Source organism: Rhodococcus sp. AQ5-07, assembly GCF_009707305.1.
Classification (GTDB): domain Bacteria; phylum Actinomycetota; class Actinomycetes; order Mycobacteriales; family Mycobacteriaceae; genus Rhodococcus_F; species Rhodococcus_F erythropolis.
In genome coordinates this window covers 5,094,702-5,113,257 of record NZ_CP046099.1, presented here as the reverse complement: position 1 = coordinate 5,113,257, position 18,556 = coordinate 5,094,702, and the positions used below count along the sequence as shown (strand labels likewise).

General features: G+C 61.2%; 22 protein-coding genes. 3 read left to right on the top strand and 19 right to left on the bottom strand.

Features of this window, described 5'->3' with window-relative positions; translation table 11 throughout:
- Positions 1–5: 5 nt before the first annotated feature.
- On the top strand, positions 6–413 hold the full coding sequence (locus GJB56_RS23775) for a DUF4259 domain-containing protein (RefSeq protein ID WP_020968164.1): 408 nt from the start codon (positions 6–8) through the stop codon (positions 411–413).
- Here GJB56_RS23775 and GJB56_RS23770 read toward each other — a convergent pair.
- The 12 genes from GJB56_RS23770 to GJB56_RS23715 form a co-directional block, all read right to left on the bottom strand.
- The gene (locus GJB56_RS23770) at positions 407–1,333 is read right to left on the bottom strand and encodes a D-isomer specific 2-hydroxyacid dehydrogenase family protein (protein WP_029254254.1); all 927 of its coding nucleotides are present in this window, start codon (positions 1,331–1,333) and stop codon (positions 407–409) included. The two genes, GJB56_RS23775 and GJB56_RS23770, sit on opposite strands and share 7 nt — an antisense overlap.
- An 88-nt stretch (positions 1,334–1,421) precedes the next feature.
- The gene (gene yut, locus GJB56_RS23765; protein ID WP_060939557.1) at positions 1,422–2,465 is read right to left on the bottom strand and encodes an urea transporter; all 1,044 of its coding nucleotides are present in this window, start codon (positions 2,463–2,465) and stop codon (positions 1,422–1,424) included.
- A 34-nt stretch (positions 2,466–2,499) separates the two neighbouring features.
- Complete coding sequence (locus tag GJB56_RS23760) at positions 2,500–3,447, bottom strand: urease accessory protein UreD (RefSeq protein ID WP_020968162.1); 948 nt, start codon at positions 3,445–3,447, stop codon at positions 2,500–2,502.
- Entirely contained in the window at positions 3,444–4,085 is a 642-nt protein-coding gene (gene ureG, locus GJB56_RS23755; protein ID WP_007731713.1) for an urease accessory protein UreG, read from the bottom strand. The genes GJB56_RS23760 and ureG overlap by 4 nt, the downstream gene beginning before the upstream one ends.
- 10 nt (positions 4,086–4,095) lie before the next feature.
- A complete protein-coding gene (locus tag GJB56_RS23750; RefSeq protein ID WP_084324980.1) occupies positions 4,096–4,809 on the bottom strand; it encodes an urease accessory protein UreF in 714 nt (237 codons plus the stop codon).
- Positions 4,793–5,440: an urease accessory protein UreE gene (gene ureE, locus GJB56_RS23745; RefSeq protein ID WP_084324979.1), complete on the bottom strand. Its 648-nt coding sequence runs from the start codon at positions 5,438–5,440 to the stop codon at positions 4,793–4,795. The genes GJB56_RS23750 and ureE overlap by 17 nt, the downstream gene beginning before the upstream one ends.
- Positions 5,441–5,449: 9 nt before the next feature.
- Positions 5,450–7,168, bottom strand: coding sequence for an urease subunit alpha (locus GJB56_RS23740; RefSeq protein ID WP_003943847.1), 1,719 nt, complete (start codon positions 7,166–7,168; stop codon positions 5,450–5,452).
- A 35-nt stretch (positions 7,169–7,203) separates the two neighbouring features.
- On the bottom strand, positions 7,204–7,641 hold the full coding sequence (locus GJB56_RS23735; protein WP_003943812.1) for an urease subunit beta: 438 nt from the start codon (positions 7,639–7,641) through the stop codon (positions 7,204–7,206).
- Between the two features lie 29 nt (positions 7,642–7,670).
- Positions 7,671–7,973: an urease subunit gamma gene (locus GJB56_RS23730; RefSeq protein ID WP_020905830.1), complete on the bottom strand. Its 303-nt coding sequence runs from the start codon at positions 7,971–7,973 to the stop codon at positions 7,671–7,673.
- Between the two features lie 51 nt (positions 7,974–8,024).
- On the bottom strand, positions 8,025–9,704 hold the full coding sequence (gene amt, locus GJB56_RS23725; protein WP_230091063.1) for an ammonium transporter: 1,680 nt from the start codon (positions 9,702–9,704) through the stop codon (positions 8,025–8,027).
- A 575-nt stretch (positions 9,705–10,279) separates the two neighbouring features.
- Complete coding sequence (locus GJB56_RS23720) at positions 10,280–11,275, bottom strand: squalene cyclase (protein WP_084324978.1); 996 nt, start codon at positions 11,273–11,275, stop codon at positions 10,280–10,282.
- A 92-nt stretch (positions 11,276–11,367) separates the two neighbouring features.
- A complete protein-coding gene (locus GJB56_RS23715) occupies positions 11,368–11,994 on the bottom strand; it encodes an Imm52 family immunity protein (protein WP_230091062.1) in 627 nt (208 codons plus the stop codon).
- A 313-nt stretch (positions 11,995–12,307) separates the two neighbouring features.
- On the opposite strand from GJB56_RS23715, the gene GJB56_RS23710 reads away from it, so the two are divergent.
- A complete protein-coding gene (locus tag GJB56_RS23710; RefSeq protein WP_154606700.1) occupies positions 12,308–12,445 on the top strand; it encodes a hypothetical protein in 138 nt (45 codons plus the stop codon).
- A gap of 266 nt (positions 12,446–12,711) precedes the next feature.
- Here the strand turns inward: GJB56_RS23710 and GJB56_RS23705 are convergent, their stop codons facing one another.
- On the bottom strand, positions 12,712–13,113 hold the full coding sequence (locus tag GJB56_RS23705; protein ID WP_042950357.1) for a hypothetical protein: 402 nt from the start codon (positions 13,111–13,113) through the stop codon (positions 12,712–12,714).
- An 81-nt stretch (positions 13,114–13,194) separates the two neighbouring features.
- On the opposite strand from GJB56_RS23705, the gene GJB56_RS23700 reads away from it, so the two are divergent.
- Positions 13,195–13,377, top strand: a complete 183-nt coding sequence (locus GJB56_RS23700; RefSeq protein ID WP_125461318.1) for a hypothetical protein — start codon at positions 13,195–13,197, stop codon at positions 13,375–13,377.
- Between the two features lie 49 nt (positions 13,378–13,426).
- Here GJB56_RS23700 and GJB56_RS23695 read toward each other — a convergent pair whose 3' ends face one another.
- The 6 genes from GJB56_RS23695 to GJB56_RS23670 form a co-directional block, all read right to left on the bottom strand.
- Complete coding sequence (locus GJB56_RS23695) at positions 13,427–13,666, bottom strand: hypothetical protein (protein ID WP_113683461.1); 240 nt, start codon at positions 13,664–13,666, stop codon at positions 13,427–13,429.
- Positions 13,667–13,876: 210 nt separating this feature from the next.
- Complete coding sequence (locus tag GJB56_RS23690) at positions 13,877–15,478, bottom strand: hypothetical protein (protein WP_230091061.1); 1,602 nt, start codon at positions 15,476–15,478, stop codon at positions 13,877–13,879.
- Entirely contained in the window at positions 15,475–15,813 is a 339-nt protein-coding gene (locus GJB56_RS23685; protein ID WP_029254242.1) for a hypothetical protein, read from the bottom strand. Before GJB56_RS23685 ends, GJB56_RS23690 begins: the two co-directional genes overlap by 4 nt.
- Positions 15,814–15,875: 62 nt before the next feature.
- Positions 15,876–16,274: a hypothetical protein gene (locus tag GJB56_RS23680; RefSeq protein ID WP_113683460.1), complete on the bottom strand. Its 399-nt coding sequence runs from the start codon at positions 16,272–16,274 to the stop codon at positions 15,876–15,878.
- 91 nt (positions 16,275–16,365) lie between these two features.
- A complete protein-coding gene (locus GJB56_RS23675; protein ID WP_020968149.1) occupies positions 16,366–17,049 on the bottom strand; it encodes an MspA family porin in 684 nt (227 codons plus the stop codon).
- 590 nt (positions 17,050–17,639) lie between these two features.
- The gene (locus GJB56_RS23670) at positions 17,640–18,491 is read right to left on the bottom strand and encodes a glycoside hydrolase family 43 protein (protein ID WP_003943973.1); all 852 of its coding nucleotides are present in this window, start codon (positions 18,489–18,491) and stop codon (positions 17,640–17,642) included.
- Between the last annotated feature and the right edge of the window lie 65 nt (positions 18,492–18,556).

Genomic DNA, 18,556 nt, shown 5'->3' with positions numbered 1-18,556 from the left:
AGACAGTGGGCGCGTGGGGATCGGGACCGTTCGATAACGACGGTGCAGGGGATTTGATCGCGTCCATCGGACACGGTGACTTCACCTTCGAATCGGTGGAGTGGGCATTCGAGGACGACTACCTCGAGGTGGACGGCGGCCAAATCGCCGTCGCCTTGCTCGAATTGGTGTTGATCGTGCGCGCCGATCGCAAACGCGACCCCGCCGCCCAGGACCTCGATCTCGATTCCTTCACCTCGGCCCTGACCAGCGAACGGCTCACCTGGCTGATCGAGATGGTGGAGCGCACCATCTCCTCGACCGATTCGGAACTGTTCGAACTGTGGGACGAGCAGGGACCGGAAGAGCTTGCCTCGTGGCGCGTTCCCGTCGTGGACGGTCTCGAGGATTTGCGTGTTCTGTCGGTTCAGTAGCCCGCCGACGGATCGATTACCGCAGCAAGGTCCTCACCCGCAGCGAATCGAGCGACGTTGGCGGCCACGTGATCTGCCAGCACACGCGTGAGCGTCGTAGCCGGGTTGGCGACGTGCGGCGTGATGATCGCGTTGGGCAGCTTCCACAACCGGTGCCCGTCCGGCAGCGGCTCGGGGTCGGTGACGTCCAGTGCCGCCCCGCCGATCGAACCAGCTTCGAGAGCATCGACCAGCGCGTCTGTGTCGACCAGGTTGCCGCGTGCGATGTTCACGATCCAGCTCGACTCCGACATCTGGTCCAATTCAGCCTTGCCGACCAGATGCCGCGTCGCGGACGTCGACGGTGCTGCGATCACGAAGTGATCCGCCTGGGACCAGATTTCACCGGTTCGATCGGCCGAGAGCGTTTCGGAGGCACCTTCGACGGGGGTTCCCGAGCGGGTGACGGCGATGACTCTGACCTTGGACGCGGCGAGGTACGGGATCAGCGCACGGCCGATTCCACCGCAACCGATGATCGCCACTGTCGAGCCCTGCAAGGTGCCCACCCGTGGATCGAACTCTTCTTTTCGCCACGACTGCGCCACCAATTGTTCGGGGAGAGAACGCACTCCGGCGAGGAGGAGCATCATCGTATGTTCGGCCACATTGCCCGCGTAAGCCCCGGCAGCGGACGTCCAGACCCGCTTGTCGTCGATCACGTCGGCATCGAACCATGGCTCGATCCCGGCGAAGGGCAACTGCACCCAACGAACCGAGTCAGGTAGCGACGACGGGAACGTGTCCGGACCATGTACCCAGACCACGCCCTCTGCCTCGGCGAGTGGAACGAGAACCCCACCGACTCCGCGAATTCCGTCGGCAATGTGCGGATCCTCGACGGGGCCGAGATGGATGCGAGGGGCGCTGGAGTCTGTCATTTAGGTGCGTTCCTTCGAGAGTGGCGGGGCGATCGGATCAACTCATCGGTGTGCCCCAGCGTACGGGCGCCTCGCCAATTCGGCCCGTCTAGCCGTTCGCCTTTGCGATCGAATCCTTGCCTTCGGCCGCTCCGCCCTCGATGGTGTCGTGCTGGATGGGAACGAACTTCTTCTTCGGCAGCAGGAACAGCCACGTCGCGAAGACGAACGGGCCCGTTCCGGCCGGCAGGCTGATCGGAGCGAACGCAGACACCAGCGTGCCGTGGATGACAACAGTGACCAACACTCCGAAGACGGTGTAGACGAACACACGCCACGACGGGTTGTAGAACACCGATCCGAGAGCAATTGCCGTCAGCACCGAACTGAGCCCGTAGAGACCATTCCCGATGTCGACGGTGTTGGCACCCAGCGCCAGTACCGAACCCATCGCTATCGCGGAACCGATGAGCGCGAACAACGCCGCCCAACGCGACGCGACCAGCAGCGCGATCACGAAGATAATACCGGTGACAGTGTTGTTGATCAGAAAGATCTGGGAGACGTTGCGAAACAGCGTGTCCCACAGGAAGTTGAAAGTGATGTCGGCATGAACCGACGAGTCCCCGATGTGCTGGGGAAACTGGCCGGCGCTGAGGTCCGACGTTTCGATCCGCAGGAACTGGAACGCCGCGAGGAGGAAAAACCAGTTGACGAGGTTGAACGGAAAGGTCAGCGCCGGTACGCCCCAGGTCTTGAAGACATTGGCGACAGCCAGGAACGCGATGGTCGACGCGGCAGCTCCCACCACGAGGTAGATCCACAGCATCACGCCACCGGCAAGGAACGTCGGAAAGGCAGCTCCCACAAGAATTCCGTTGTATCCGTACAGGCCGATACGCATCGAATCGTCGTCGGAGTGCAGCATCATGCCGGTGACGGTGGATACCACCAGACCCACCACGGCACCGATCGCGACGGTGATCGTGTCCGCGGCTATCGCTCCCCAGAAGATACCGACCAGAAACAGCAGGCCCGTCAGCGCATTGCCCTGGAACATCACCTGCCCGGAGCCTTTGAGATTGGTGTCGATGAATCTGAGCACGACGTTCTTGTCCGCGACGTCGTCCCAGGGTTTGGTGATGGTGGTCATCGCACGTCCCTCGATCCATATCCGACGATCCGCGTCATCCCCAGAGCGGGACGGGCGGAATGGTGGTGTCCAGAACTGCCTTTCGCACCAGAGCCCAGAAATCACGAACCTTCGCCTTGACGGGTTCGCTCTCCGGACCGAGGACTTTGAAGATGAGACCGGCGTCGTTCGGTAGCCGACTCGCTCCGGAAACGACCTTGCCGTCACGGCCCGGAACTACCTCTTCGAGAATCGCGTCGGCGTGCTCCTTCGGCGTCAACAAGATGACATTGCCGAACACGTCGTGGTCACCCATGATTCCGCCGTATCGCACGGGGAAGCGTGCCGGTTCGATCACCAACTTCTCGGTGAAGAGGTTCTTCCCGTCCGGACGCTCCGCCTTGATCATTGTGGAGTACAGGTCGTAGACGAACATCTCTCCGCCGTCGTGGTACTTGCGACCCGACATCACGATCTCCGAGAACAACAGCGTTGCAGTCGGATCCACCGTGATGTCGGTGCGCGCGTAGTACCTCGCGTTGCGGTGTGGGATCGTCACCCCCGGCATCAGTTCGAGATACGAATTCTCCGCGAGCACCACTTTCTGGAGTTGCGACGCGTGATTGGCGTCCATCCGGTGAACCTTGGTGGCCGACTGAGTGGTCACGTGCGCGAGGGAACCCGGTTCCATCTCGATGGTCAGGAACAGTCGATCGCCTTGCAACACACTGCCGGACGTCGAGATCATGTAGACGCACGGCATGGTCGGCAACGCTTCGTCCCAGTACAGCGCCTGCTGAACCAGCAGCGGTGTCTTGCGGTACATGTCCCGCAGAATCGTCTTGTCGCCACGGTCGACAAATCGCATCTCGAGAACGCCGGTCTTCCCGACCTTGCCGGCCGGAGCCTGCTTCGGTTGGTCCTGGTACTGGTCGAGTTCCGGGATGGTCGGGATCGGACCCGGGAGCGCCCGCGATGCTCCCGGGACGGGCGGTGCGCTCACGGTGCGCTCGCTCCCACTTCCTCTTCGTCGAAGAGGACTCCGTGCACGATGAGGTCCACCACTTCCTTGATGCCTTCCCCGGTCATGCAATTGGTGAAGACGAACGGCTTGTCTCCCCGCATTCCCTTGGAGTCGCGATCCATGACTCCGAGATCGGCGTTGACGTACGGTGCGAGATCGGTCTTGTTGATGACCAGGATGTCGGACTGCGAGATTCCCGGACCGTTCTTACGCGGAATCTTGTCGCCTGCGGCTACGTCGATGACGTAGATGAAGAAGTCGACGAGAGCCGGGCTGAACGTCAGTGTGAGGTTGTCGCCACCACTTTCGATGAAGACCACGTCGGTGTCTGGGAACGTCTTCTCCATGTCCTCGACGGCCGCGAGGTTCATACTCGGGTCTTCGCGAACGGCGGTGTGCGGACAGGCCCCCGTCTCGACGCCGACGATGCGTTCCTCCACGAGAACACCTTTGAGAGCCTTGCGCACATGCTTGGCATCTTCGGTGGTGACCACGTCGTTGGTGATGATCAGAACGCTGGTGCCCCGCTTGATGAACTCCGGCGTGATCGCCTCGATGAGTGCGGTCTTACCCGAACCCACGGGTCCGCCGATTCCGATGCGCGTTGTCTTCTTCATCGTTCTCCTTCTAGTTCATGAACATTCGGACGTGCGCCTTGACGTGCACCGCAGCCAGAATGTCGATCATCGGGGCGAAATTGGACATGTCGTCGAGTCCGTAATCACGCACTGCGGCGTACTCACGGCCGGCGCTCTGATTGACCTCGAACAGAATCTCCTGTGTCGCAAGGTGATCTACTCGGACGATGCGAAGGGCAGCGCCGAGCAACGTCATCGCGACACCGTACTGATTGACCGTGAAAGCGTCCTCCTCCGGAGAACCCATCTCCGCGAAAGCAATTCCGAGGCCGACGGGGTAGGTACCCGGCGTCTCCCCCGATGCGATCGCGGCCAACCACTTGTTGAACAGGGTCTCACCGGCCAAGCGCCCGCCGAGTTCGGCCAACTTCTTACCCATCCGGGTACTCATCGTGCGTGCTTCTTCGTTGAGCTTGCGTTCGATCACTGCATGATCAGCGGCGAGGATCGCCGAGAAGTCACCGGCGGTCGCGCCCCGGTGCGCCGCGAGTACGGCGATACCGTCGCACGTCGCACCCTGACGGGTGGCCGAGAGCACAAACTCCCGCAGCGACGGACCGCCCGTGACAATTCCTTGCGCCACGGCCGATTCCAAACCGTTGGAGAACGAGAAGGAACCGACCGGGAACATGGAATCGGAAAACTGCATCATCCGCATCGCGCGGTTGATGCTGAGCCCGGATCCCTCAGACGAGAGGGTCATGGGTATGCCCCTCGCCCTCACGCGCGGCCGCACCGAACAAACGGCGTGCCTCGTGTGGAGCGATGTAGGGAATGACCTCGGCGCCCGGGATGAAGGTGTACTCGATGCCCTCGAAAGCATGTGTCCGCATCACCGAGCCCATGACCGCCTTGTCGACCGTCAACGGAACGTAGACCTTCATTCCCTTCACCACCGCAGGCCAGTGCTGGTTACCCACGGCATGTCCCAACTCCAAGCACGTCTGAATCATCTTCTCGGGCGTCACGTCGACCAGTGCGCTCAGGTCGATCTCCAACACGTCCTTGAGGTTGATCCTCGCCACGACGACGGTGTTCACCGGCTCGTCCCACAGCAGAATGTCGCCGTCCTGCAACTGAATACCCCGATCGAGCGAGACGGCCAATTCACGGCCACCGATCGTGGTGCGTCGTAACCGACTCTTCTGCGCTTCCCACTGATCGAGCGACAAGACGTCGACTACCGCATTGTCGAGTCGACCGGCCCACTCCTCGTCGGTCTCCTTCCCGAGCAGCGCGTCGACTCGCGTCGGCTTTCCGCTCGGCGCGGTCATCTCGCCGTGCGTGTGTGGCGTCGCATCGGCGCCGTGCGTGTGTGTGATTGTTCCCGACACTGGAGACCCCTAACTAAAGAAGTAAAGTTGGTTCAAGCGAATGGATTCGGCAGGTTCGACGTATGCGTGGACGCCGTCCGCAGTCACCGCGAAGGTCTCCGGGTCCACCTTGATTTCCGGAGTGGCCGAGTTGCGAACCAGATCACGCTTGGTGACTGTTCTGGTCCCCTCGACAGCAACAACCTGACGTTCGAGACCGAGCCGGTCCTTGATGCCGTCGTCGAGTGCCGCTCGCGAGACGAACGAGACCGAACTCTGCGGCAACGCCTTGCCGAATCCACCGAACATCGGCCGGTAGATCACCGGTTGTGGTGTCGGGAGCGACGCATTCGGATCTCCCATGGCGTGCCAGCTGATCAGACCGTTCTTGATGATCGTCTTCGGCTTCGCACCGAAGAATGCGGGCTCCCAGAGAACAAGATCCGCCATCTTCCCGACACCGATCGACCCGACCACATGCGAAAGACCGAACGTCAACGCGGGATTGATCGTGACCTTCGCGACGTAACGCAACACGCGGAAGTTGTCGTGCGTCGGCGAATCCTCGGGCAGCTTCCCGCGGGACCGCTTCATGCAGTCCGCTGTTTGGATCGCGCGTAGCCAGTTTTCTCCGACGCGGCCCATCGCCTGTGAGTCACTCGAGAACATCGAGATGACGCCCATGTCCTGCAGTACGTTCTCGGCCCCGATCGTCTCGGCGCGAACGCGGGACTCGGCAAACGAAACATCGGAGGGCACTTTGGGATTGAGGTTGTGACAGACCATGATCATGTCGAAGAGTTCGGCCTGAGTATTGATGCCGTACGGCAACGTCGGATTGGTCGACGCCGGAAGTACGTTGTCCTCTCCCGTCACCCGCAGAATGTCGGGTGCGTGACCGCCGCCCGCGCCCTCGCTGTGATAGGTGTGAATGGTACGGCCTTCGAAGGCCGCGATGGTGTCCTCGACGTATCCGGCCTCGTTGAGTGTGTCCGTGTGAATGGCGACCTGAACGTCCATTTCGTCTGCCACCCGCAGAGACTCACGAATTGTGGCCGGGGTTGCGCCCCAGTCCTCGTGGACCTTCAGTCCGGCCGCACCGGCCTTGATCTGTTCGACCAACGACTGATGCCCGGACGAGTTGCCCTTGCCCAGCATGCATACGTTGACCGGCAAACCCTCATTGGCCTTGAGCATCATCTCCATGTTCCAGATACCGGAAGTGATGGTGGTGCCGTTGGTTCCGTCGGTCGGGCCGATACCACCACCGATCAGCGTCGTCACTCCCCCACTGAGTGCGTGGTACGCCTGTTGTGGTGACACGAGGTGCACGTGCGGATCGATGCCGGCGGCAGTGAGAATCATCTGCTCACCGGAGATCGCGTCGGTCGCCGGACCGGTGGTCAGCCCCGGAGTGACGCCTTCCATCGTGCTGGAGTTTCCCGCCTTGCCCCAGCCGACGATCTTGCCGTCCTTGATTCCCACGTCCGCTTTGACGACCCCGATGGTCGCATCGACGATGACCACGTTGGTGATCACGAGGTCGAGCGCACCGTCGATGCTGCACGACTCCGGATCCTGGCCCATGCCGTCGCGCAGCGTCTTGCCGCCGCCGTAGATCGACTCGTCGCCGATGGTTCGAAGATCTTCCTCGACCTCGATGTACAGGTCGGTGTTGCCGAGCCTGATCTGGTCACCCGTGGTTACCCCGAAAAGGCCCGAATACTCTTGTCTCGAAATGCTTGTCATGGGTGTCGCTCTCCTTGGTCCGCCGTGAACGAGAATCAGTCGGTTTGAGGTTCGGACAGGAAGCCGAGTTCTTCGGCACGCTGGACGGCTCCGGGAAGCCGAGGGCGGTAGGCGGCGTGGGTCGGCGCCCAACCGTCGACAAGTCCGTTGAAGCCTTGAACCCGTTGCTTGCCGCCGAACGGCACCAACGTCACTTCCTTTTCGTCGCCCGGCTCGAATCTGACCGCCGTGCCCGCTGGAATGTCGAGGCGCCAGCCGAAGGACTGTTCACGATCGAAGGACAACGCGCGATTGACTTCCATGAAGTGATAGTGCGAACCCACCTGGATGGGACGGTCACCGGTGTTTCGGACTCGCAACTTCAAACGGGGACGGCCCTCGTTCAGTTCGATCGGCTCGTCCCGCAACACGTATCCGCCGACCGGCACTTTCTTCTCGCCGCCGGAATCCTTCTTCGTCGATTTGCTTGCCATCTTGGAGTGCTCCTGACATCTCGGTCGGGCTACTGGATCGGAGAGTGCACGGTGACGAGCCGGCTACCGTCGAGGAACACCGCCTCGACCTGCACACGCGGAATCATCTCCGCGACACCTTCCATCACGTCGTCGACCGTCAAGGCGTGCGATGCGTCGGCCATGACCTCCTCGAGAGTCTTGCCCTCCCGAGCTCCCTCCAGAGCGGCTGCAGTGATGACTGCGACGGACTCCGGATGGTTGAGTCTGAGCCCCTTTGCCTTTCGCCTCAGTGCGACATCCGCCAACATGAGAATTGTCAGCTTGTCGAGTTCTCGCGGTGTCAGATGCATTCCGAACGCTCCTTGTCGATCATGCGGTAACTCCCTGTCGTCGAATACATGTCAGCTCCCCTGTTCCGTCGCTTCGGTGAGTGGTTCGGCCGCTTGCTGGACAAAACCGCTCCTCCTGCCGCCCGAGTACTCGTTGATCGCGTCCAGAACCGCCTGGGCATGTTCCGAGGCGACCAACACCTCGACACGCAACCGCTCGGTGAACACGACGTCGTTGCGTTGTCCGCGGAACTTGAGCGAGGCCGAGTCACTCGCGGAGACATGCGCTTCCGATACGACTATCGACTCCGCTCCGGCAGCCAGCAGCGCCTCCCGAAGCTTCTCGGACTCGATGGTCTGCAATACCGCGGTGATGAGTTCGTGCTTCGGGGCGGCGAGGTTCGGAACAAGTTTTGTCCCCTCGACCAGGACCCCCGAGTCGAACCCGCTGGTCTGCGGCGCACCACCGGCGTCGACGAACGCGGCGTTGTAGCGGTATGCGTCCATGCCTTGCTGACGACGGTCGATGTCCACCTGGTCTTTCGGGGCCAGCTTGAGACCGATGGTCTTCTCGATGCCTGTGGCGATCAGCCAGGTCACCACGAACGAGAAAGCGATGACGACGATCAACGCCAACGCCTGCTCGCCGAGTAGTCCGGCGCCGCCGCCGAAGAAGAGTCCGTCGCGGCCGATCGAATTGATCGCCTTTTCGCCGAACAAACCGAGAAGGAGTGAACCGAGGATGCCGCCGATGAAGTGGACCGCGATGACGTCGAGCGCGTCGTCGAACTTGAAGATCGACTTGAGCGCGAGCGCGAAGTGGCAGACCAGTCCGGCAAGCGCGCCGATCGCCAACGCGGAGAAGGTGCTGACGAAGCCGGCGCAGGGGGTGACGGTCGCGAGACCGGCTACCGCGCCGGTGATTCCACCGATCGCCGTGGCCTTGCCCTCGGTATACCTTTCGATGACGAGCCAGACGACCATGCCGCCCGCTGCGGCGATGTGAGTGTTCATCAAGGCTTGTGCCGCAACACCATCGGCGGCCAATCCGTCGCCTGCGTTGAATCCGAACCAGCCGAACCACAGGATGCCTGCGCCGATCAACGCCAGAGGCACCGAGTGCGGGACTGCCTCGGCGTTGGGCCATCCCGGACGTTTACCTACCACCAGCAAGATTGCCAGGGCGGCGGCGCCGGCGGATGCGTGGACGACAATTCCGCCGGCCCAGTCCTGAGCTCCGCGGAGCGCCAACCAGCCTTCGGGATTGAAGAGCCAGTGCGCAATCGGGGGGTAGACGATGATCGACCACAGCACGAGCAGAACGGCCCAGCCCAAGGGCTTGAGCCGGTTTGCGGTCGCACCGGTGATCAGCGCGGGCGTGATGATCGCGAACATCATCTGATAGACCACGAACGCCAGAGTCGGTACCGCGACTGCACCTTCGATCAGGTGGAAGCCCGGGGCGGCGGCAGTGTGTATGTCCTGCAAGCCGAACAATTTGAGGTCACCGAGGAAGCCGGAACCCCAGTCTCCACTGAACGCGAAGCTGTATCCGAACACGACCCAGGTAATCGAGACGAGTCCGAGTGGGACGAGGTTCTGCTGCAACATGACGAGCGCACTGCTACCACGCACCAGACCGGCGTAGAAGAAGGCGAGTCCGGGAACCATGAACAGAACCAGGCCCGCGGAGATCAGCACCCATGCCGTGTCCCCACTGTCTATCACTGCTTCGGCTAACACCATTTCCATCGACATCGACGACCTCCGAGCATTATTCGGACCTGAACAAAGTCATTGGTTAGAGCAGCAATTCGCGATGTTCCGGTTCGCTGCGACAGTTACGCTACGCCCCATAGTTGCACCTTCTCAGCAAAATCGGGGGAACATCCGGTTTTCACGTTTAGTAGAGCATTGTTCTGGGAAAAGATGGGACTTTGCCTAAACATTGCGGACGCTCCACAACCTACAATTGCGGGACCAATTCTCGCCGAAAGTGGTTTAAGTCTTGCAAAATGGGGAACGTAGCCGCAGGTGAGCGACACTTTCGAAGCAGAAATGCCATTTCCAGCTCGGGACTTAGCTCCCTAACCAAGACAGCCGCGAGCGCCCTATTTGATTACCAACGTCGGTGACCCGCCTATCCAATCGGGTAGGTAATTTCACCGAACATCTTCTCACCTGTTCAGATGATTAACCTTCACCGCACTGAGGGCAATCCTGTCGTTAATATGTTCTTCATCCGTACTGGATATTTCGACCGGAAAGTCGAAGATCACCTTTCAATAACCTTTAAAGGTGAAAAAACTCTCGCTGTAACTCTTTTGTTATGCGGAACCTAGAGGGGAGGATTGATCCCACCAGGCGAGCACTCGGATGCCGGACAAAGTCAGCCACTTCGACGGCTCCCCCGCCTCTGTGTCGACCTCGAACCATACCCGCCCCGGTTGGCGACCGGCCTGGAGCCACGTCCCATCCGAGGCTCGAGCGGCCCGGATCATCTCGATCGCGTCCGCCATTCGCGGATCAGGCTCATTTCCATACGACAACGACGCTTCACGGAAGTAGTCGGCTGCGTTGAGCACGTTGTAACGCCACCGGAACGGGTACGCGAACCGGCCGACCCAGGGCCCCACCGGTTCGCCGGTCGAGAGTCGCCGGAACAGACCGCGCTGCAGCAAGAATTCCTCACCGGATCGTCGAGCCGCGCACGTCTCCTTTGTTCCCCCGGTCGCGATCTCGTACGCGAGAAGCCCTTTGAGTGAATTGAGGGTCGAATGAAACGACGATCGCGTCGAACCTTCGATCCACTCGCAGTTCCACCCGCCATCCGGAAGTTGATGCTGCACAAACCAATCAGCCAGTTCATCAACACGCATGTCGAGCCACACACCGTTTGCCACCGTCCAGGCGTTGATGCAGCAATCGACCTCGCCGTCCCAGTACGGCCGGCCCTCGTACTCCCAGCGACAGTTCTCCGCGAGCAGTTCTGCGGTACGACGCTCCCGCAGAACACTGGCGTCGAGGCCCCACTCACGCAAGGAGTTGAGCGTCCAGGTTGTTGCCGTCCAGGGTTGCGGACCTTGTTCTGCTGCTTCGGGTCCCGCGAAGTCGAATTCTTCCGGGAAGAACGCGCCAGCCGCCCATTGGCCGTCTCGATCCTGCAATGAAAGCAGGCGTGCACCAAATCCTTTGGTAGCGATCGATGCGCGCGTCGCCGCCCACACAGTGGGCGCTTCGTTCAGCAGGTCGCGCTCCACCTGCCACCGAATCGCTGGATCCGAATCGAGGAGCCACGCGAGCAAGTCGGTTCGGAGTGCCATCTGACGATACTATCGAAAGGCGAAGCAGGCCATCCGGTTAACACATTTCTCGACGTCTGATGCAATGGTGAACTCCGGACCCATTGCGGGGCCTACACCGGGTGACCCAACGCCGCCCGCACCGCCACAATGTCGGCGGCATCAACCTGCATAGGCTTGTCCCCCAACCGAATCAACGTGCCATTGAGCAGATCCTCTACCACCGCAGACTGGGGCAGCGCGCTGCGATCGAACGTAACTCCGGAATGGAAATATGTATCCCATCCCACCTCGACCTCACCTTTCGACCGATTCTGAAGATCTATGTAGTCGCCGATGCTCCACCGAGCTCGATCCGGTTCCCAATGCTTGACGATAACTTTCATGATCGCGTCTCCGATGTCAGGGTCGAGCAGCTGCCGGGTGCTGTCGGTGAGCTGCTTCTCCGTCGGCAACGACACCCGGACACTGTTGGGAGCACTGGTTTCCAGCCCGCCGACCCAGGCACCGACCCGGCGCGCGGTCCCGTCTTCCGGCGACAAGTCGACGTCGTAGCCCGGCCCCGGGGTGTCCGAATACCCCATCTCCTTCGAGCGGGAATGCTCGAAGATTCGCACCAACCCGTCCACACTGAGATCTGCTGGCACCTTGTCGAACTCGGCAGTCGAGACCAACGACAACGCCAACTCCGGGTCGATCGCTTCCAGGTCGTCGAGGAAAGCGCGCATCGTCTGCGCCACTTCCTGACTCGACTGCACCCGCGTGCCCCAATACCCCCCACTGTCGGCCGCCGCCCGAAAAAGCTCATCGCCCCGTCCTTTCCAACCATTGAACTTAGGAGCCCACGCTCGGCGGTCGTCACCACGTCAGGGGAAGATGGAGACGCCATCACATTCGTGAGCTGGGCGGGAACGCCTGGTGTCACGTCTAGGGTGCCAGAGCCCTCGTGAACCTTGGGTAGACGCACCTCCGGTCGTCCCGGTCGGCAATCTTGCTGCAGCGCGGATGCTTAGGATATCGTCGGCGGCCCACAGGGCGCTTGGATCACGCTGGATGACGATCGTTCTGTTCCCGTACGGAAAAGCCTCCACCCTGGGGTGGGAGTTGTGTTTCGTCGATCAGCAACTCAAGGCCGAAGTAGGTGCAACTGCCCACGATCGCGTCGCCGGGTACGTTGCGCTGAGGCGATGATTCGGTCCGGTGGTAGAGCACGGTGACACGAGAGGCCCAGATATCGGCCTGCCCCCGTACGACCCTTAACGCCAGCGCAATCAGCGATTCGTCGGCAAAGGTGCAGGAGAACGAGTCGGTGCGTGAGGTACCCCCCGAAACCGATCATGACCTCGAGATCCCTTCTGGTCAGACAAATTGATCATCTGCTCTTTGGAGACTGGATCCGAGGCACGTGCCACGTGGGGGTATTGAGGACATCACGTCAAAGCGCTCTACGCGCCGGCTCAGGTGTTGACCTGATTTCCGTCAGAATCGGTATCTCGTGCTTGGCGGTCAGTGTCTTTGTAGTGCAGTTTGTCGTACCTGTTTACCGGAGGTGCATCCTTCTGCTCGCGGTAGAGCGCCCGTGTCAGCCAAGCACCGAAAACATCGTTGAATCCGGTGGGATGCCTTCGCGTGAGGAAGGGGGTCCACCACCACGCCACGAACACAGCAGCGAAACCGCACAAGAGGACAGGTCCGAGAATCGACCGCTGAGGAGCGGTGAGCCAAGCGAAAACGATGGTCAGGATCGACGAACTCCAGTAGATCGTTCTCGCATGACTGCGGTACATCACGTAGGGCGTGGATACGATCAACGCCACAGCCCCTGCGGTAATCGCACAAATCGCATAGAAGGTGGTCATGGTGCCGATTCCGCTCGAGGAACGGTGTGTCGTCGGTATATGGAACTCTTTGGGAGAAAACGCAAAACGAGGACCGCCGCAGTGCCCGCGACAGCGCCGATCCGGGTGGTCGAATTGTCTGTCACGAGGAAGACCATCCCACTCGCAGCCGTCAACGAAACGGCCAAGGTTATCGCGCCCCGCATCGGATTGCCTGCTGCGGCATCAAGCGCCGACAGCACCCCCGAGGCTAGGCAGAACGCAATGGCAGCGATCAGCAGGTAATGCATGGTCTCAGTCCCTTCTCTTGGACGATCGATCATTGTCTAAGGCTTCAATCAAATGATCGGCCTGCCCGGGTACCCAAATATGCCCCGAGTAGCGATCCTCCGATTGCACCGATTCCGCCCCCAACTGCGGCACCTATCGGGCCGCCGAGAAACCCGCCGAGTGCGGCGCCACCTTTGCCGCCTGCCCATCCCAATGCGATTGCGCCACCGGAATTTCCCACAGTTTCGCCACTTGGCGCGCCTTCGCGCCACTTGATGACACCCGAGGCAACCTCAGCTGCCACCGATAATCTGCTTAAAACAGTACCCACCGCCGCCGACCGACCGGCCTGCGCAGCGCTCGGAAGCGAACCAGCATGATGCACACCAGTGTTCGCAAGGGTGCCCGCAGATTGCAAGCCCGAGGCGGGGCCACCGAGCGCGGTGCTGCCTTTACTCAAGACAGTCGTGATCTCGGAATCTGTATAGCCGCGGTCTCGCATCTGATCCACCTGTCATTGCAGGTCGTCAAGTTGTTGCTGTGCGGTCAGAGGGACGTTGCCAGTGAAGTCAGCAGGTACGTCGCCATGGGCGAGCGCCCGTTGGTTCGCGGCCCTCTGCGCGGGGCTGATCAGACCGTTGTTGGGATCAGAGTCAAAGATCCCGAATGGTAGTTCCATTGGAGGATCTGGCTGCGTCTGCGTTTCCATGTCGAGGTTGTCGAGTGGGTTCCACGGAGGCTCGCTCGCTGTACCCTCGGGTGTATCGGCGCCCGAGTCGGTCGGCGATCCGATATCGAACGGCAGAGGCGTTGTCGGTGCTGACTGCGTCGGCGGATCCATGTCGAGATTGCCCAGTGGGTCGATCCCGCCGACGTCGTTGTAGGGGGACTCTGTCGGGACGTTGACCATGACCGGTCCGCCGGACTGGTTGACGACCTCACCGCCGCCTTGAAGGGGTGTAGCGGTGATGTCTCGTCCGGTGACCGGGTCGCTGCCGCCGTAGGGGCCGTCAGCGGTGACCGGGTAGATGACGCCCGGGGTCGGGATAACGACTTGGTAAAGCTTGCCGTCACGGATCTCGTAGTAGGTGGGAACCGGATCGCCGTTGACGTCGTACGCCCACGCAGCGGCAACGGTGCCCTGCAAGTCTCCGTTCGCGTCGTAGACACCGACGGACCCGTCGTCGTTGATGCTCATGTGTCCGCCGGGTGGTACGTCGACCACCATTTGAGCTTCATGCGAGGAGGTTTCGTCGTGAATGAGGAAGATGGTGCGTTGTCCGCCACCTGGGTCGGGGATGACCACGACGTCCTGACCGCCGACGAAATACGGCATGAACGGTTTCGCGACCGTACCGACTACCTGGGAGAGAACCGACTCCCACGGGCGCGCGCTCACACGCGCACTGAACGGTCCCGGCCGCCCTCTCACTCCCATACCCGCAGCGGTGAACGCCGCCGCCCCGACGAGGACCAGTTCGAGATACCTGTCACGGCCCGAGTCCTCCCCGGTTGTGGAAACATCTGCTGCCGGATCCGGAACCGTTTGGGCCGGTGCGGTATTCGAATCCGAATCCGTGGAGATCGGTCCGGGACCACGATCGGTGGTGGTTCCCTCACCCGGGGTGGGTGTGGGTGAGGGAACCGCTGATGCCGATGCATTGGGGAATGCACCGACACCAGTTTCCGAGGCCGGGGACTCGGAAGTAATGGGCGGAACCTCGATCGTCGGCACAGGGACGATGGGGGTGCCGTTGTAGGTGGGAAAGTTCGTCGGAGCATTCGCGCCGACGTTCGGGCCACCGCCTGGAGCCTGCGTACCGGGGAGCCCGACAGTGGTCGTCGGCGCAGCTGTCGACGTCGTGGACGGCGCACTCAGGCACGGGTTGATGATCTCTGGCGGGATGGGCGCACCAGGTGGCAGCGACGCAATGAGATTCAGGTAGATCTGATGATCACGTGCCCGCACCGCCGCGCAGTCTTCTTCCGGCGTCGCGTTCGCCGGAGCGGCGGAGAGTGCGATTCCCGCACCGATCGCTCCGGCCGCTCCAGTCAACAGCGCCCCAGCGGCAAGCACTCCCGCGAGAGTCCGGCGAAGTCGTCTACCGGACTTCACCGGTGCGCACCACGATTGTCACTCTTCTTCGTTCGGAGTAGCGCGATGAGTTTGTCTGCGCCCCACCAGAACAACCGTCCGGAGATCGACATCCACAAGAAGAATGCCAGGTAAACCAGGATCGTCCCGTAGTCGTTCGCCCAGCCGGCGAGCTTCCCGATCACCGCGAATGCCGCGATTAGCAACCCCAGTCCGACTGCGGTGGCTATCACAGCCTTGGAAAGTGGACTGAGTTCGCTGTCCGGATCCCAGTCATCAACGTCTGCAACGTCTTTACTATCGACGGCAGTGGATTCCGACTGGACACTGCGGCGTTCGGCGTTGTTGACGGTCATGGCTGGAACTCCAAATAGGAAGGGAGAGCGGGGACAACGGGTCGCCGGTGCTGGGCGCGGTATCAGTTCCAGTACTGGTAGGTCAGGGTGACGTACCCGGCGTTGGCCGGGTTGTTCGGATCAGCCAGGTAGACATCGACGTAGCCACCAGCATGGGCAGCGGCTTCGCCTATCACTACGCGGTCGGGGGCGCTGAGCTTGCCATCGGGGCCGACGGTGAGCGCCGAGCCCGGTGCGAGCTCAATCCACCGCTGCGAGCCTGGAACGATGTCGGAGATGGCGTCCGGGATCGGGCTCGCCGCCAGCGCCGCCGTTTCGGCGTTCGAAAGCGAAAGTCCGATCCGGCCATGTTCCGGTTGCACGATCGGAGTTGCAGCAGATACCACGCCGGCGCCGAGAACACCGATCAGGGCGATACCCGCTGTGAGGGTTCCGGCAGTGGCCAAGGTACGAATCTTCATGATTTCTCCTTTGTGAGCGTGATGAGTAACCACCCCGGGACGGGACGGATCAGGAATTGCTCGCCAGCAGCGCCGGCGAAGTCTGCGTGGGTTAGAGCCAGGTGGGATCGGAGTACACGAACAACGTGTTGTCCGACGTCGCCGTCGACACCGAGAGTTGTGCATACGAGCGAATCGTCACCGGCCCCATGCACGCATCAACCTTCACGTGCACGTTCTCTGCCGTGATAGACGCCTTCGACGACTCGAGATCCTTCTTCCCCAACGGAATCGTCGTGATCGTGCCCGGCGCAATCGTCGACTGAATACTCGGATTCACCGACGCATTCACACCCACGTTCGCCGACGGGACACCCGAAATACTCACACCGACAGACGGGCCGAGCGAAAAGCCAAGCCCCAAGCCAAGTCCGGAGGAAACATCGATCTGGCAGCCGATCTGCAATCCCTGCTCGACATATCCGGTCTTCACCGCCGAATCGCCCGCACCACCGATCGTGCCGGTCACCTTCGCCGACACGAACCCCTCACGGGTGAACGCCGTCGTCGCCAGATTCGGCACCGGGTTCGCCGACAGTTTCGTGGCGGCAAGATCCAACGACCAACCGTCATCGGTGACCGTGCTCGCGAATTTGTCCGCCAACGCCGTCGGCGTTGCCGATGCGCTCCCTGCGAAGACCACACCAGACGACAGCGCGGCAACCGCACACGCCGCGAGCCCTACCGCGGCCCTCGATCGACGATGGGATACGCCGTTTTGCGATTCGATCGACATGAACTGCTCCTCCACGTGACACAGCAACCAGAGCGGTAGCCGACAACTAACTGAATTAGTTACCGGACGGTACCAATCGTCCTGTTTGCCCGCCAGCGCGCCATCTCCCCCATCTTGGATTTAGGGTGAACTTTCGGTAACAGATATATATCGACAGGCTTATCAGCAGCGAAAAGGACCTAGGTCCCACTATGAGCAAGGTCACCGTTTACGGACGAGAAGACCCCTCAGAAACAGTGCGGCAAATCGGATTCGACCCGCATCCCGCGGGCCTCAGAGCAGCTGAAGGCAGAAAGTGCGGGCATCAAGCCAGTGCGCGTACTTGAATATGAAACTAACAGGCATTACCTGGCAATCAATCGTGAAGTACGGCGCCCAAGCGGGGCCTGGGAGCGCAACTCTGCACAGCTCACGCGGAGATACTCACTTCATGGTCGGCGCGAACTCGTCGGACCCAACGGCATCGCATCGTTAGCTTGTCAATCACTGATTCGCGCAGGCGACGCACACAAGTAGTACGCAGGTACGAGAAAAGGCTCTGACCAAGACCGGAGTCCTTGATCAGAGCCTTACCAACTCGGGGTCGAAAGTTATGCCGGTTCTCTCATGATGCCGAGATGCCGTGCAGTCCCGGACACCCCAGGAACCTCTTGCACCGGAGACCAGGTGTTCAGCCCGTCCGTGCTGTCGGAGTAGAGATACTTTCCTTCGGTATAGGCGTCGAGATAGATCCGCCAGTCGCCGCTCGGCAACTGAACCACGGCCGGACCTTCGACAAGGGAGCCCCAATTCCCGGGCGGGACAAACGAATAAGGTCCCGTCACCGACGGAGCGACCGCATGCTCGACGACCTTCCTCGTCTCGTTCTTGGTGAACGCATGATAGGTCGATCCGACTTTGACCACGGTGGTGTCGATGTGGTCCGCACCGATCCCGGCGAGTGGAACAGGCGGGCTCCACAACCGGAGCGACGGTTCCAACGCCGTCATCAGATACGGTACAAATCCTCCACCGGTCGACATCGACAGGATGACGTTGACGCGATCGCCGTCCACAAACCATTCAGGCGCCCAGGCCTTGGTGACGAATGGTGACAGCGACGGTCCGTCGCTGAATCCGGCCGAACCCGAGAAGCCCGGGGGGCTCGCAGAACCGGTGCCATCTCCCGTGCCAGGCATCAAGGCGCAGCAAAACGGAACCGGATAGTTCCCCAGCGGCGTCCAGTTGATGCGGTCGCTGCTGCGTGCGAACCCGATATTCGCCCCACCACCCGTCGTGTAGGTGAGGTAGTACAACCCGTCCGTGTTCCGGAAGATGCTCGGATCACGCACGAGCCCAGATGGCGGCCTGTACGCCGACTGCTGGACGAGCTGAAAGCCGGTGCCGTCGGCCGACTCGTAGACATCCATGTCACGGTCGCTGGCATTGCTGAACGCCACCATTGTGTATTTCCAGTCAGGCGGCGGCGCGGCGCTGCTGGCAGGGGCTGCGACCAGCAACCCCGCGA